This window comes from Klebsiella sp. Q2, from assembly GCF_009900705.1.
Classification (GTDB): Bacteria; Pseudomonadota; Gammaproteobacteria; order Enterobacterales; family Enterobacteriaceae; genus Klebsiella; species Klebsiella quasipneumoniae.
This window is the reverse complement of sequence record NZ_JAAABE010000007.1, coordinates 279,342-294,674: the sequence shown is the minus strand read 5'-3', so window position 1 is coordinate 294,674 and position 15,333 is coordinate 279,342. Positions and strand designations below refer to the sequence as shown.

Here is a 15,333-nt window from a genome sequence, read left to right as displayed (position 1 = left end):
TGCCATTTTGAACTCGGGCAGTGCTCAGAATCCTCACGTACTACGTGTACGCTCCGGTTCTTCCGCGCTGGCCGAGTCCAAACTGCCCGCGCCAATAACGCCTGGTTATTCCAATTAATCAAACTTCATGCGTGTGGCTTTCAGGTTCACAATCGCTAACGCGCCAACCAGCAGGAAGATAAGCGTGGCGATAGCCGCCGCCAGGCCGAAGTCCTGACCGCCGCCGCCTTCAAAGGCGATACGGTAGGTGTAGCTCACCAGCAGGTCGGTATAACCGGCCGGGGTGGTGGTGCCGAGACGGTCCGGACCGCCGTTGGTCAACAGTTGAATCAGGACGAAGTTGTTAAAGTTAAAGGCGAAGCTGGCGATCATCAGCGGCGTCAGCGGCTTAATCAGCAGCGGGAAGGTAATTTTAAAGAAGTTCTGGAACGGGCCGGCGCCATCCATTGCCGACGCTTCGTACAGATCGTCCGGAATCGCCTTCAGCAGCCCCATGCACAGGATCATCATGTACGGGTAGCCCAGCCAGGTGTTGACGATGATGATCATGGTGCGCGCGGTGGTCGGGTCGCTAAACCACGCCGGCTTAATGCCGAACAGCGTGCTGAGCATCATGTTGATTTCACCAAAGCTCTGGTTGAACAGACCTTTGAAAATCAGAATCGAAATAAATGACGGTACGGCATACGGCAGAATCAGCAGGACGCGGTAAATCGCTTTGCCTTTCAGTGCTTCCCACTGCACCAGGCAGGCGAGGATCATCCCCACCGCGACGGTCAGCACCACGGTCAGCACCGAGAACACCACCGTCCAGACGAAGATCGCGAAGAACGGTTTCTGGATGCCTTCATCGTGGAAGACGCGGGTAAAGTTGTCCCAGCCGATAGTCACGGTGTAGCCCGGGCTCAGCTTTTCTGTGCCCCAGCTACCGTCGGCGTTGATGGCCTGGTAGAAACCAACGTCGTTGTTCGGGCGGTATTTGACGTGGGTTTGATTGTTGGTCAGCACGCCGTTTTCGCCAAGCGTATACAGCGGTTGGGTGCCGGAGAACTGGCGCAGCGAGCTCATGATCACTTTGCTGTCGTCAGGCAGCACGGCGGTCAGCTGGTTCAGCGCGGTGCGGTTCTGGGTAATGACGCGCAGGTTGGCGCGCTCGCCTTCCGGCAGGGCGTCGGTTTCTTTTAACGCCAGCTTCTGCTCGCCGCCGAATTTAAAGGCGTCGGAAAGGTAGTTTTTACCGCTCTCACCGTCGGTCAGGGCCAGCTTCCACTCGTCGCCTGCCGGGATCAGCGTGAAGTTATAGGCTTTGCCGGCCTGGAAGGAGCGATCCATCAGCACCTGCTGCGCGCGCTCAAAGGTCAGCTGGTTGGTGCTGCTGTAGTTGGTGAACGCGATAGCGATAGTACAGATCAGCGGAAACAGGACAAACAGGCCCATGCCGGCGAGGCCGGGATAGACATAGCGCCAGGCATAAGCCTTGCGGTTAGCGAAAATATACAGGCCAACTGAGCTTAAAATCAGCGTCATGATGGCGAACAGGTACTCCCCCTGGGCGTACATCAAAACAACAAGGTAACCCACCAGCAGGCACAGTAAGCCAATCACAGACCATGTGAGTTGCGGACTTTGCCACCAGTGTTTCTTTTTAACGGCATCCATGGGGATCATCCTCTACAGCGGTGAAAGCTTATTTGTCAGGTGGCGCTTCGCTTACCTGACCTACGGTCCGAGCCGTAGTGGTAGGGCGGGTAAGCGCAAGCGCCACCCGCCGTTTTCTTACTTGGTGATACGGCTCTGGGCATCCTTCAGCGCAGCATCGACAGTCTGACGACCGCTGGCGGCGTTGATAACCGCGGTACGAACGGCATACCAGAAGGCAGACATCTGTGGGATGTTAGGCATGATTTCGCCTTTCTGGGCGTTCGCCATGGTGGCGGCGATGCGCGGATCTTTTTCCAGTTTTTCCTGGAAGGATTTCAGCGCCACGGCACCCAGCGGTTTGTCGTTGTTAACCGATTCCAGACCCTGATCGGTCATCAGGTAGTTTTCGAGGAACTCTTTCGCCAGCTCTTTATTCGGGCTGGCGGCGTTGATCCCCGCGCTCAGCACGCCAACGAACGGTTTCGATGGTTTGCCTTTAAAGGTCGGCAGCAGGGTCACGCCGTAGTTAACCTTGCTCTTATCGATGTTAGACCACGCCCACGGACCGTTGATGGTCATCGCGGTTTCACCTTTGTTGAAGGCCGCTTCCGCGATGGAGTAATCGGTATCGGCATTCATGTGCTTGTTCTTGATCAGGTCAACCAGGAAGGTCAGGCCCGCTTTCGCGCCTGCGCTGTCCACGCCGACGTCTTTCACATCGTACTTGCCGTTTTCAAACTTGAACGCGTATCCGCCGTCGGCAGCGATCAGCGGCCAGGTGAAGTACGGTTCCTGCAGGTTGAACATCAGCGCGCTCTTACCTTTCGCTTTCAGTTCTTTATCCAGCGCCGGGATCTCTTCCCAGGTCTTCGGCGGGTTCGGCACCAGGTCTTTGTTGTAAATCAGGGACAGCGCTTCCACCGCGATCGGGTAGGCGATCAGTTTGCCGTTATAGCGAACGGCATCCCAGGTGAACGGATAGAGTTTGTCCTGGAACGCTTTGTCCGGGGTGATTTCCGCCAGCAGGCCGGACTGCGCGTAGCCGCCGAAACGGTCATGCGCCCAGAAGATGATGTCCGGGCCGTCGCCGGTCGCCGCAACCTGCGGGAATTTCTCTTCCAGCTTGTCCGGGTGTTCTACGGAAACTTTAATGCCGGTGTCTTTTTCAAACTTTTTACCCACTTCAGCGAGGCCGTTGTAGCCTTTGTCGCCGTTAATCCAGATAACCAGCTTACCTTCTTCAATTTTCGCGAGGGCAGAGGCGGAAAACATCATCGTGGTCAGTGCCGACAGCGCGAGGATGCGAGCGCCAGTTTTGATTTTCATATACCCGTCCTTTTTGGTGTTGTACTCGTGGATACACTTCGGTGGCTTAACGATGATGAGTTTCCTTTTTTAACAACCCCTTTCCATCCTCCCCAGGTCTACGCCCCACCCGCTGGTTGTGTGATCTCCATTGCAAAAACGGCCGTATTGCGTCCTGGAGCACAGAAAAAAGCGCCCAATTTTGTCGCCTCCATCACGAAATCACGCGCCGCCCGCCATCCCCCGCGGCGAGAGCCAATCTCTCATCCTCCCATCTCCTCCCCCATAAAAAAGCCGGGGGGTGGAGGATTTGCCCGGCTAATGAATGCCGCATAGTCGACCCATCTTGAATGTGACTGTTAGTGACAGGTTGTAACGAAGGGAGAAGGGCATGGCGAGCGTACAGCTGCGAAATGTAACGAAAGCCTGGGGTGACGTGGTGGTATCGAAAGATATCAATCTCGATATCCACGAAGGGGAATTCGTCGTGTTTGTCGGGCCATCGGGCTGCGGCAAATCTACCCTGCTGCGTATGATTGCCGGGTTAGAAACTATTACCAGCGGGGACCTGTTTATCGGGGACACCCGCATGAACGAGATCCCACCGGCAGAACGCGGCGTTGGGATGGTATTCCAGTCTTATGCGCTCTATCCCCACCTTTCCGTTGCGGAAAATATGTCGTTTGGCCTGAAGCTGGCCGGCGCGAAAAAAGATCTGATTAACCAGCGGGTGACCCAGGTTGCGGAAGTGCTGCAGCTGGCCCATCTGCTGGAGCGTAAACCGAAAGCCCTCTCCGGCGGTCAGCGTCAGCGCGTGGCGATTGGTCGTACCCTGGTGGCTGAGCCGAGCGTCTTCCTGCTGGATGAGCCGCTTTCCAACCTCGATGCCGCCCTGCGCGTCCAGATGCGTATCGAAATCTCCCGTCTGCATAAGCGACTGGGCCGCACCATGATCTATGTCACCCACGATCAGGTGGAAGCGATGACCCTCGCGGACAAGATCGTGGTCCTCGACGCTGGCCGGGTGGCGCAGGTCGGGAAACCGCTGGAACTCTATCACTATCCGGCTGACCGCTTCGTCGCCGGCTTTATCGGTTCACCGAAGATGAACTTCCTGCCGGTTAAAGTCACCGCGACGGCTATCGATCAGGTGCAGGTTGAACTGCCGAACCGTCAGCAAATCTGGCTGCCGGTGGACAGCGCCAACGTTCAGGCGGGCGCCAACATGTCCTTAGGTATCCGCCCGGAGCATTTACTGCCCAGCGATATCGCCGATGTGACCCTCGAAGGTGAGGTTCAGGTCGTCGAGCAGTTAGGTCACGAAACGCAAATTCATATCCAGATCCCCGCCATCCGTCAGAACCTGGTTTACCGCCAGAACGACGTGGTGTTGGTAGAAGAGGGAGCCACATTCGCCATCGGTTTGCCGCCAGAACGTTGCCATTTATTCCGTGAGGATGGCACCGCTTGTCGTCGGCTGCATAAAGAGCCGGGCGTGTAAGGCTTCCCATTAAAAAAGGCGCGAACCCGGCTGGCGGTACACCGGCGAAGCGTGCAAAGAAAAGCAATGATCTCAGGAGATAGAATGATGATTACTCTGCGCAAACTTCCACTGGCGGTCGCCGTCGCGGCAGGCGTTATGTCTGCTCAGGCGCTGGCTGTCGATTTCCATGGCTACGCGCGTTCCGGCATTGGCTGGACCGGCAGCGGCGGCGAGCAACAGTGCTTCAAAGCGACCGGCGCTCAAAGTAAATACCGTCTTGGTAACGAATGTGAAACCTATGCGGAACTGAAGCTGGGCCAGGAGCTGTGGAAGGAAGGGGATAAGAGTTTTTATTTCGATACTAACGTTGCCTATTCCGTGAATCAGGAAGATGACTGGGAAAGCACCTCTCCGGCGTTCCGTGAAGCCAACATCCAGGGTAAAAACCTGATCGACTGGCTGCCGGGCTCCACGCTGTGGGCGGGTAAACGCTTCTATCAGCGTCATGACGTTCACATGATCGACTTCTACTACTGGGATATCTCCGGCCCGGGTGCAGGTCTGGAAAACGTTGACCTTGGCTTCGGTAAGCTCTCTCTGGCCGCTACTCGTAACTCAGAAAGCGGCGGCTCTTATACTTTCTCCAGCGATGACACCAAAAAATATGCTGCGAAAACTGCCAACGACGTCTTTGACATCCGTCTGGCGGGCCTGGAAACCAACCCAGGCGGCGTGCTGGAGTTAGGCGTCGATTACGGCCGTGCTAACCCGCAGGATGACTACCGTCTGGAAGACGGCGCGTCGAAAGACGGCTGGATGTGGACCGGTGAACATACTCAGTCCATCTGGGGCGGCTTCAACAAGTTTGTCGTTCAGTACGCCACTGACGCAATGACCTCCTGGAACAGCGGCCACTCTCAAGGGACCAGCATCGATAACAACGGCAGCATGATCCGCGTTCTGGATCACGGCGCGATGGACTTCAACGATGACTGGGGCCTGATGTACGTTGCGATGTACCAGGACGTGGATCTGGACAGCAAAAACGGCTCCACCTGGTACACCGTGGGTGTTCGTCCGATGTACAAATGGACGCCGATCATGAGCACCCAGCTGGAAATCGGTTACGACAACGTGAAATCCCAGCGTACCAGCGAAAACAACAACCAGTACAAAATTACTCTGGCTCAGCAATGGCAGGCAGGGAACAGCGTCTGGTCTCGTCCGGCTATCCGTATCTTCGCAACCTACGCGAAGTGGGATGAAAACTGGGGCTACAGCAACACCTCCGGTCTGCAGACAAAAGACAGCAGCGGAAGCGGCGCTTTCACCTCCAGCCGCGGTGACGACAGCGAAGTTACCTTCGGTGCCCAGATGGAAGTGTGGTGGTAATACCGTCCGCAGGACGGGTGTAACCTGGGAGGGGCATCGGCCCCTCCTGACTATTCAGGGTTAGCGCGCTATTGCCTGGCTACCGCTAAACCGATGCTATCCAAGGTGAGAAGAATGAAAATGAAGAAAACTCTCGTCGCTCTGTGTTTATCCGCAGGGATGTTGGCATGCGTGCCGGGGATGAGCCTTGCCGATGTTAACTTTGTACCGCAGAACACCAGCGCCGCGCCGTCTATTCCAGCCAGTGCGCTGCAGCAGCTGATCTGGACGCCTGCCGATCAATCGAAGACGCAGAGCGTAGATTTAACCACCGGCGGTCAACGCCTGGATGTACCGGGGATCGTCGGACCGGTCGCCGCCTGGAGCGTGCCGGCCAATATCGGTGAGCTGACCCTGACCCTCGACAGCGAGCTGAACAAACATAAGCAGATTTTTGCGCCGAACGTGCTGATTCTCGACCAGAACATGACGCCAGCGGCGTTCTTCCCCAGCAACTACTTCACCTATCAGCAGCCGGGCGTGATGACTGCCGATCGCCTGGGCGGCGTGATGCGCCTGACCCCGGCGCTGGGCCAGCAGAAGCTCTATGTGCTGGTATTTACCACTGAAAAAGATCTCCAGCAGACCACCACCCTGTTGGATCCGGCGAAAGCCTATGCCAAAGGCGCAGGTAATGCGGCGCCGGACATCCCGGATCCCATCGCCAAACATACCACCGATGGCGTGCTGAAGCTGAAAGTGAAAACCAACAGCACCTCCAGCGTGCTGGTGGGGCCGCTGTTCGGCTCCTCCGGCCCGGGCCCGGTCACCGTCGGTAACACCGCGGCGCCGGTAGCCGCGCCAGCCGCCGCAGCCGCTGCGGCGCCGGCCGCTAAAAGCGAACCGATGCTCAGCGATACCGAAACCTACTTCAACAACGGTATTAAGCAGGCGGTGAAACAAGGTGACATCGACAAAGCCCTGAAATTGATGAACGAAGCTGAGCGCCTCGGCTCGAAATCCGCTCGTTCCACCTTTATCAGCAGTGTAAAAGGCAAGGGGTAATCGTCTCCCCACAATGCTGATGTTTAGGCACAGCCTTTAGGTGCATCCTCCGGGATGCACCTTTTTTTGCACGCGCGGCGGTCTGTTGCATGGCTGTTGCGTGAATGATCGTATATTGACGTTTGCCCGCCACCAACCGCCTATTCTGCGATACAATGCTCTCACGTTATGTACCGGAGAATCAGGCATGTCCCATCCTGCGCTTACGCGACTGCGTGCGCTGCGCTATTTTGCCGTTATGCCGCCCCTGGCGCCGCCTCTGAGTGACTGGCTGCTGCTGGAGGACTCAATGACCCAGCGTTTTGAGCAACAAGGAAAGCAGGTCACCGTCACCCTGGTTAACGAAGGGTATATCGGGCGTGAGGCGCTGGCTGACGAAGCGGCGCTGTTGCCCGACGAGCCGCGCTATTGGCTGCGGGAGATTATACTCAATGCCGACGGTGAGCCCTGGCTGGCCGGGCGCACGGTGGTGCCGGAGTCGACGTTGTGTGGGCCGGAGCTGGCGCTACAGCAGCTCGGGCAGACCCCGCTGGGGCGATACCTGTTCACGTCGTCGACATTAACCCGCGATTTTATTGAAATTGGTCGCGATGCAGCGCTGTGGGGACGTCGTTCCCGCCTGCGGCTGAGCGGCAAACCCCTGCTGCTGACCGAGCTGTTTTTGCCTGCGTCGCCGTTGTACTAAGAGGAAGAAAAAATGGAGTGGAGTCTGTCGCAGAATAAGCTGTTGGCGTTTCATCGCCTGATGCGCACTGACAAACCGATCGGCGCCTTGCTGCTGCTGTGGCCGACGCTGTGGGCGCTATGGGTGGCCTCGCCGGGCGTCCCGCCGCTGTGGATCCTGGCGGTCTTTGTCGCCGGCGTCTGGCTGATGCGTGCCGCCGGCTGCGTGGTGAATGACTATGCCGATCGAAAATTTGATGGTCACGTAAAGCGTACCGCCCGCCGTCCGCTGCCGAGCGGCGACGTCACCGAGAAAGAGGCGCGAACGCTGTTTATCGTTCTGGTGCTGCTCTCCTTCCTGCTGGTGCTTACCCTCAACACCATGACGATTTTGCTGTCGGTGGCGGCGCTGGCGCTGGCGTGGGTCTATCCGTTTATGAAGCGCTACACCCATCTGCCGCAGGTGGTGCTGGGGGCGGCCTTTGGCTGGTCGATCCCGATGGCCTTCTCGGCCGTCAGTGAATCGCTGCCGCTGAGCTGCTGGCTGATGTTCCTCGCCAACATTCTGTGGGCGGTGGCCTACGATACCCAGTATGCGATGGTGGATCGCGATGACGACGTCAAGATCGGCATTAAATCGACGGCGATCCTGTTCGGCGAAAACGATCGTCTGATTATCGGTATCCTGCAGGTGGCCGTGCTGGCGCTGATGGGCGCGGTGGGCTGGCTGAATGGGCTGGGCTGGGAATACTACTGGTCGCTGTTCGTGGCGGCGGGTCTGTTTGGCTGGCAGCAGAAGCTTATCTTCAATCGCGACCGCGATAACTGCTTTAAAGCGTTTATGAACAATAACTACGTCGGGCTGGTGCTGTTCCTCGGCCTGGCGATGAGCTACCTGTAAAACCCTGTCCCCATCCCCCCGGTTTACCGGGGGGCGGTGAGGACGGCAAACGCCGCGTTACGCGTCGTCCTGCGTGACGCTTTCGATCGTCAGACGTACATCCGATGTAATCAAATCCGCCAGCATCCGGTAGACCTTCAGGGTCTCTTCCGGCTCGGCATCGCCCGTATCGCTGATATAGCCTTCATCGCGCAGGGTCAACACCAGGGTACTGAACACTGCTTTGTCGAAGAACTCCGGCGCGTTGATGCCATGCAGCACCGACAGGCGCTGCGCCACGGTACGGCTCTCTTTCTCCAGCGAGCTGCGGTTGATCGACGGGTTAGCGCTCAGCAGCCAGAAGGTGATGGCGTAGCGCTGCAGCGTCTCGCGGGCGCCTGCGGCCAACAGCTGCAGGGAGCGAGAGTGCGACGGGTTAAGGCTCATCACATCGCCATCGATGACGATCAGCTCCTGACGCAGCATCTCGGCAATCAGCGCATTCATTACTCCGGCCAGCTCCGCTTTCTCCCAGCGCAGGAACAGCTCGGCTTTGAGGAACGGGTAGAGCGTTTCCACATGGCGCAGCACTTCGGCGCGGCTGAGATGACGATGCTGAGTCACCAGGGCGGCTAACAGCGACGGCATCACCAGCATATGGGCGATGTTGTTGCGATAGTAGGTCATCAGCACCGCCTGCTCGCGCGGCAGAATGATGATGTCGCCAATGGTGTCCTTTTCAACTTCGAACTTATTCATCTGCAGTGCATGATCGATGAGCTCGCTGGCCGAAGCGGACGGCGCGGTGGCATCCGGCGAATAGGGCACATTGCGCAGCAGCGCGAGGTAACACTCCAGCTGCTGGGTGAGCTGCTCACGGGTCAGCGAACGCTGGCGGGAGGCCAGCAGCGCCGTACAGCACAGGTTCATGGCGTTGGCCGCGCCGGCGTTGTTGATGCGTACCATCAGGTCAGCGGCGATGTTATTCACCGTCGGCGTCAGCCAGGAGGGGCGGACCGCTTCGATTGGGTCAATTGCTTCCCGCCACTCTGGCACATGGTGGTTCAGGTAGGTCATCAGCGGCAGCGGTTCGCCGAAGTTAACGTAGCCCTGGCCAAGGTTGCGCAGCTTGCTTAAGCCGCGCAGCATCTGCGGCAGACTCTCTTTCTCTTTGGTGGCGCCGCGCAGCTCTTTGGCATAGGTCCCCACCTCCATCACGTGCTCGTAGCCGATATAGATCGGCACCAGAGTGATCGGCCGGGTGCCGCCGCGCAGCATCGCCTGGATGGTCATCGACAGCGTACCGGTCTTCGGATCGAGCAGACGGCCGGTACGGGAGCGGCCGCCTTCGACGAAATACTCCACGGAATAGCCGCGGCTGAACAGTTCACCAAGGTACTCGCGGAACACCGTGGAGTAGAGCTTGTTGCCCTTAAAGGTGCGGCGAATAAAGAACGCGCCGAGGCGGCGGAAGATTGGCCCGGCCGGCCAGAAGTTAAGGTTGATACCCGCCGCGATGTGCGGTGGCACCAGCCCCTGGTGATACAGGACGTAAGAGAGCAGCAGATAGTCCATGTGGCTGCGGTGGCAGGGGACATAGACAATCTCATGGCCGTCGTGCGCCAGCTGGCGTACGCGCTCGGCGTTATGCACGTTGATGCCCTGATACAGGCGGTTCCAGGTGAAGCCGAGAATGCGGTCGGTCAGGCGGATCATCTCGTAAGAGAAGTTCGCGGCAATCTCTTCCATCAGTGCAATCGCGTTCTGCTGGGCCTTCTCGTGGGAAATTTTCTTGCTGCGTGCTTCGTCTTCCACCGCACGGGCAATGGCCTTCGACGCCAGCAGCTTGTTAAACAGATCCTGGCGGGCCGGCAGACGCGGGCCGACGGCGGCCAGGCGCTGGCGGGCAAAATGCATCCGCGCGACGCGAGCCAGTTTCTGGGCGATGATCTTATCAGTACCGTGCTCATCGGCCATGCGACGCAGCGATACGGAAGGCGAGAAGCGCACGAAGCTGTCGCGGCCGAGCCAGGAGACGGCGAAAAATTTCTGAATGCCGTTAAGCATCCGCAGCGGCGGATTGACTTCCCCTTTCTCACGACCCGGCGAGCGGCCGAACATCACCGACACCGGCACCATTTGCACATCGAGATCCGGATGGTTGCGGTGCAGATCGAGGTAGTCGTGGAACAGCTTGATGGACTCTTCTTTTGGCGTGTAATAGGTGAATACGCGCGGCCCGCCGTGGATGAATACGTAGCGCGGCAGCAGGGCGCCGTCGATTTCCAGCGGTTCTAGCGGGTCAGGTAAATCATGCGCCAGGCATTGGGCGCGCAGCGTCAGCAGGTCCGCCTTGGAGTTATAGGGCAGGACGTACATGACCGGACGCGAGGTATCGAGTCCTAATTCCTGAGCAGGCTCTGCAGGAATAGACTTGCTTTTTACCAGCACCCGTAATGGTAAATTCAGTAATTTATAGTAAATTCGTTGCCAGCCGGACATAAACGATGTGAAGCCTCTGGTTAATCATGCAAATGCGCGGCAAGAATAACAGAAAGCGGGCAAAATTTCCGTTACCGCGCGGCAAACGCGTACACTCATCGACGTCATTTACATAAAAAAGGTTTTGTGATGGCCAATAATACCACCGGGTTAACCCGAATCATTAAGGCGGCAGGTTACTCCTGGAAAGGATTTCGCGCGGCGTGGATCAACGAGGCCGCGTTTCGTCAGGAAGGCGTCGCCGCCATTGTGGCCGTCGCAATAGCCTGCTGGCTGGACGTCGACGCCATCACCCGCGTATTGCTGATTGGCTCGGTCCTGCTAGTGATGATAGTCGAAATTCTCAACAGCGCGATTGAGGCGGTCGTGGACCGTATTGGCTCGGATTATCATGAGCTTTCAGGGCGCGCCAAAGACATGGGGTCGGCGGCGGTCCTGCTGGCGATTATCATCGCGCTGATCACCTGGGGAACGCTGCTGTGGAGCCATTATCACTAACGTTCTTCGCTAACCCTCGCAAAATATAAACAATCTGCCGATTTTTGTGTGCCATGTGGTTCCAAAATCACCGTTAGCTGTATATACTCACAGCATAACTGTATATACACCCAGGGGGCGGAATGAAAGCGTTAACGACCAGGCAGCAAGAGGTGTTTGATCTCATTCGGGATCATATCAGCCAGACGGGCATGCCGCCGACGCGTGCGGAGATTGCTCAGCGCTTGGGGTTCCGTTCCCCAAACGCGGCGGAAGAACACCTGAAAGCGCTGGCGCGTAAAGGCGCGATCGAGATCGTCTCCGGCGCCTCGCGCGGTATCCGCCTGCTGACGGAAGAAGAGCACGGCCTGCCGCTGATCGGCCGCGTCGCCGCCGGTGAGCCGCTGCTGGCGCAGCAGCATATTGAAGGCCACTATCAGGTCGACCCGTCGATGTTCAAGCCCAACGCCGATTTTCTGCTGCGCGTCAGCGGGATGTCGATGAAAGACATCGGTATTCTGGATGGCGATCTGCTGGCGGTCCACAAAACCCAGGATGTGCGCAATGGCCAGGTGGTGGTAGCGCGCATTGACGATGAAGTGACGGTCAAGCGCCTGAAAAAGCAGGGCAACGTCGTCGAACTGCTGCCGGAAAACAGCGAGTTTACCCCTATCGTTGTCGATCTGCGTCAGCAGAGTTTTACCATTGAGGGTCTGGCCGTTGGCGTGATCCGTAATGGAGAATGGCTGTAACGCCTGCCCCTGCGCAGCGTCATCTGATGCATGACGCTGCGACGTTTGTCCTCTATCAGGTCTCCGAACATGCTGCTCAACGCTGCCGATAAAGCGCTGTGGCGCCTTGCACTCCCCATGATTTTCTCCAATATCACCGTCCCGCTGCTGGGGCTGGTGGATACCGCAGTGATCGGCCACCTTGACAGCCCGGTATACCTCGGCGGCGTCGCGGTCGGAGCAACGGCCACCAGTTTCCTGTTTATGCTGCTGCTGTTTCTGCGCATGAGCACCACCGGGCTGACCGCTCAGGCCTGGGGGGCCAAAGATCCGCTGCGACTGGCGCGGGCGCTGGTGCAGCCGCTGGTCCTGGCGCTGGGCGCCGGGGTGTTAATTATCCTGTTTCGCCTGCCGCTGATTAACCTCGCCCTGCATATCGTCGGCGGCAGCGAGGCGGTTCTCGAGCAGGCGAGACGGTTTCTCGAAATCCGCTGGCTCAGCGCGCCCGCCTCGCTGGCCAACCTGGTGCTGCTCGGCTGGCTGCTGGGGGTCCAGTACGCCCGGGCGCCGGTGATTTTGCTGGTGGTCGGTAATCTGTTGAATATTGTGCTCGACCTGTGGCTGGTGATGGGCCTGCGGATGAACGTCCAGGGGGCGGCGCTGGCCACGGTCACCGCGGAGTACGCGACCCTGATTATCGGCCTGATGATGGCGAAGCGGGTGCTAACGCTGCGCGGCGTGTCGCTGGCGATGCTGAAAAACGCCTGGCGCGGAGACATGCGCCGTCTGCTGGCGTTGAATCGCGACATCATGCTGCGCTCCCTGCTGCTGCAGCTGTGCTTTGGCGCGCTGACCGTCTTCGGCGCCCGGCTGGGCAGCGATATCGTGGCGGTCAACGCCGTACTGATGACCATGCTGACTTTTACCGCCTACGCGCTGGATGGCTTTGCCTATGCCGTGGAGGCCCACTCCGGCCAGGCCTACGGCGCGCGCGACGGCAGCCAGCTGCTGGAGGTGTGGCGGGCGGCCTGCCGGCAGTCCGGTATGGTGGCGCTGGCGTTTGCCCTGGTTTACAGCCTGGCGGGGGGGCACATCATCGCGCTGTTAACCTCGCTGCCTTCCCTGCAGCAACTGGCCGATCGCTATCTGATCTGGCAGACGATCCTGCCGGTGGTCGGGGTCTGGTGCTATCTGCTGGACGGCATGTTTATCGGCGCGACGCGCGGCGCGGAGATGCGGAACAGCATGGCGGTCGCCGCGGCCGGCTTCGCCGTGACGCTGCTTACGGTCCCGGTGCTCGGCAATCACGGCCTGTGGCTGGCGCTAGCGGTGTTTCTCGCCCTGCGCGGCCTGTCGCTGGCGCTGATCTGGCGCCGCCACTGGCGACGCGGCACCTGGTTTAGCTAGTTATTGCCGTTCATAACGGCTATCCATGAATTCCCGAGGTTGCGCACCGCTTACCGGGGCAACTCAGTAGCCCGGCTCAGCGTAGCGCAAGCCGGGGAAATCTCCTCAGCCTTATCCATCGGTATGGTGGTTAAAAATTCCGAATAACGAATCGGCGCCAGCATTCTCATCTATAGTTAATACCATGTCCGGCACAAAACGGGCTGTAAACCCACCGAATGATGAGGACGTTATCATGAATAAAGACGAAATCGGCGGTAACTGGAAACAGTTGAAAGGTAAAGCCAAGGAACAGTGGGGCAAACTTACCGATGATGATATGACCGTAATCGAAGGGAAGCGCGACCAGCTGGTCGGCAAAATTCAGGAGCGTTACGGCTATGCGAAAGATCAGGCTGAGAAAGAAGTCTCAGACTGGGAGCATAAGAACGACTATCGCTGGTAGCGTTCCTTGATCCGAAGAAAGAAGCATTTGTGTTAGTGCCTGTCTGAATGGCGCAGGGACGCGCCGTTAACCCTTTTTCCCGCTGCGGCTGCCGCTCAGCGGGCTTTCTTTTTGAGCTGAATAGTATGATCGTGGTGGCAGTGTCCCGGCGTGCTGCAGGCTTCTACTTCCACGCAGCTCGCGCAGAGGCCGTGGGCTTCAATCACGTTGTGGCGCAGGGCGAAGCCCATTCTGGCCGCCAGCGTATGCATGATATCTTCCACCCCTTCAGCCGCCTCTTCCTTCACCACGCCGCAGCGGTCACAGATAAACATGGCCGAGCTGTGGGTCGGCTGGTCAAAGAGATGACACAGCACATAGCTGTTGGTCGATTCCACCTTGTGGACAAAACCCTGCTCGAGTAAGAACTCCAGCGCGCGGTAGACCGTCGGCGGCTTCGCCTGCGGCTCTTTCTCGCGCAGCAGATCCAGCAGGTCGTAGGCGCTGATTGCCCCTTGCTGCAGGCTCATCAGGCGCAACACTTCCAGACGCTGTGGGGTCAGGCGTACGCCGCGTTGCGCACACAGCTTTTCAGCATGCGCTAACATCTCTTGCGAAGGGGTCTTATCCATGAGCATCCTCAGGTTGCGTGAAATTGAATCTGTTACTTTATCACGTTCCACGGAAAACGCCGAGACCCGACGGGTGATGCGGGTCATACTTCAGATTGTCGGTGCCTGCGCCAGTTCCGGGGGCTGGCCGCTGACGCTCGTGGAGGCTGCGCCTTAGCCGGCTGCTAAAACCGTCATGCCCGATTTAATCGCAACACGCCTGACCCAGGTATGCTATATCTGAAGTGTCTCATTTTCGGGAGAAAACGATGAAACGACCTGATTGCATTCGCCACTGGCGCGAACTGGAAGGGCCCGACGATGCCACTTATCCCGACAGCCCGGAGCGTTTTTCCATTGGCGCGCCGCTGGGGCGCGGTTTACGCCTCAACCGGCTGGGGATCCACCACGAGAGACTGCCGCCCGGGCGGCGCACCTCTTACCCGCACGCGGAGAGCGATGAGGAAGAGTTCATCTATGTGCTGGAGGGCTATCCGGAAGTGTGGATAAACGGCTATCTCTGGAAACTGGAGCCGGGGGACAGCGTGGGTTTTCCCGCTGGTACCGGCATCTGCCACACTTTTCTCAATAACACCGAGCAGGAGGTTCGTCTGTTGGTGGTGGGTGAGGCCAACAAAAAGTACAACCGAATTTACTACCCGCTCAATCCTGGCTATGCCGCGACGCGCCAGGATCGCTGGGTTGACCATCCGCCGCAGTTCTTTGGCCCACATGACGGCAAACCGCGGATAAAGTAATCGACACCGGGAAGG

At 58.3% G+C, this 15,333-nt stretch carries 14 protein-coding genes; 10 read left to right on the top strand and 4 right to left on the bottom strand.

Going from position 1 to position 15,333, the window contains the following annotated elements; all coding sequences use genetic code 11:
- Positions 1 to 114: 114 nt before the first annotated feature.
- Positions 115 to 1,659, bottom strand: coding sequence for a maltose ABC transporter permease MalF (malF, locus tag GT756_RS23640; RefSeq protein WP_017900124.1), 1,545 nt, complete (start codon positions 1,657 to 1,659; stop codon positions 115 to 117).
- A 117-nt stretch (positions 1,660 to 1,776) separates the two neighbouring features.
- A complete protein-coding gene (gene malE / locus GT756_RS23635) occupies positions 1,777 to 2,967 on the bottom strand; it encodes a maltose/maltodextrin ABC transporter substrate-binding protein MalE (protein ID WP_004206285.1) in 1,191 nt (396 codons plus the stop codon).
- A gap of 370 nt (positions 2,968 to 3,337) precedes the next feature.
- On the opposite strand from malE, the gene malK reads away from it, so the two are divergent.
- From malK to ubiA, 5 genes are all read left to right on the top strand, one after another.
- The gene (malK, locus tag GT756_RS23630) at positions 3,338 to 4,447 is read left to right on the top strand and encodes a maltose/maltodextrin ABC transporter ATP-binding protein MalK (RefSeq protein WP_002884743.1); all 1,110 of its coding nucleotides are present in this window, start codon (positions 3,338 to 3,340) and stop codon (positions 4,445 to 4,447) included.
- A gap of 84 nt (positions 4,448 to 4,531) precedes the next feature.
- Positions 4,532 to 5,821 (top strand): maltoporin, encoded by a 1,290-nt coding sequence (locus GT756_RS23625; RefSeq protein WP_002884747.1) that lies wholly within the window; start codon positions 4,532 to 4,534, stop codon positions 5,819 to 5,821.
- 114 nt (positions 5,822 to 5,935) lie between these two features.
- Entirely contained in the window at positions 5,936 to 6,865 is a 930-nt protein-coding gene (gene malM, locus GT756_RS23620) for a maltose operon protein MalM (RefSeq protein ID WP_008807310.1), read from the top strand.
- 187 nt (positions 6,866 to 7,052) lie between these two features.
- Positions 7,053 to 7,550, top strand: coding sequence for a chorismate lyase (gene ubiC, locus GT756_RS23615; protein ID WP_017900123.1), 498 nt, complete (start codon positions 7,053 to 7,055; stop codon positions 7,548 to 7,550).
- A gap of 12 nt (positions 7,551 to 7,562) precedes the next feature.
- Positions 7,563 to 8,429, top strand: a complete 867-nt coding sequence (gene ubiA, locus GT756_RS23610) for a 4-hydroxybenzoate octaprenyltransferase (RefSeq protein WP_002884808.1) — start codon at positions 7,563 to 7,565, stop codon at positions 8,427 to 8,429.
- A gap of 57 nt (positions 8,430 to 8,486) precedes the next feature.
- Here the strand turns inward: ubiA and plsB are convergent, their stop codons facing one another.
- Positions 8,487 to 10,910, bottom strand: a complete 2,424-nt coding sequence (gene plsB, locus GT756_RS23605; protein WP_108450746.1) for a glycerol-3-phosphate 1-O-acyltransferase PlsB — start codon at positions 10,908 to 10,910, stop codon at positions 8,487 to 8,489.
- Between the two features lie 129 nt (positions 10,911 to 11,039).
- Here plsB and GT756_RS23600 point away from each other — a divergent pair, with 129 nt between their 5' ends.
- From GT756_RS23600 to GT756_RS23585, 4 genes are all read left to right on the top strand, one after another.
- Positions 11,040 to 11,408, top strand: coding sequence for a diacylglycerol kinase (locus GT756_RS23600; RefSeq protein WP_004206290.1), 369 nt, complete (start codon positions 11,040 to 11,042; stop codon positions 11,406 to 11,408).
- A gap of 122 nt (positions 11,409 to 11,530) precedes the next feature.
- On the top strand, positions 11,531 to 12,139 hold the full coding sequence (gene lexA, locus GT756_RS23595; RefSeq protein ID WP_004206291.1) for a transcriptional repressor LexA: 609 nt from the start codon (positions 11,531 to 11,533) through the stop codon (positions 12,137 to 12,139).
- Between the two features lie 69 nt (positions 12,140 to 12,208).
- Positions 12,209 to 13,525: an MATE family efflux transporter DinF gene (gene dinF, locus GT756_RS23590; protein WP_043519212.1), complete on the top strand. Its 1,317-nt coding sequence runs from the start codon at positions 12,209 to 12,211 to the stop codon at positions 13,523 to 13,525.
- A gap of 235 nt (positions 13,526 to 13,760) precedes the next feature.
- Positions 13,761 to 13,970 carry a CsbD family protein gene (locus tag GT756_RS23585; RefSeq protein WP_004206293.1) on the top strand — a complete coding sequence of 70 codons (210 nt, stop codon included), beginning with the start codon at positions 13,761 to 13,763 and terminating at the stop codon, positions 13,968 to 13,970.
- A 95-nt stretch (positions 13,971 to 14,065) separates the two neighbouring features.
- On the opposite strand, the gene zur is transcribed toward GT756_RS23585, so the two are convergent.
- On the bottom strand, positions 14,066 to 14,581 hold the full coding sequence (gene zur, locus GT756_RS23580; RefSeq protein WP_004206294.1) for a zinc uptake transcriptional repressor Zur: 516 nt from the start codon (positions 14,579 to 14,581) through the stop codon (positions 14,066 to 14,068).
- Between the two features lie 248 nt (positions 14,582 to 14,829).
- On the opposite strand from zur, the gene GT756_RS23575 reads away from it, so the two are divergent.
- Positions 14,830 to 15,318 carry a cupin domain-containing protein gene (locus GT756_RS23575; protein WP_004206295.1) on the top strand — a complete coding sequence of 163 codons (489 nt, stop codon included), beginning with the start codon at positions 14,830 to 14,832 and terminating at the stop codon, positions 15,316 to 15,318.
- Positions 15,319 to 15,333: the final 15 nt, after the last annotated feature.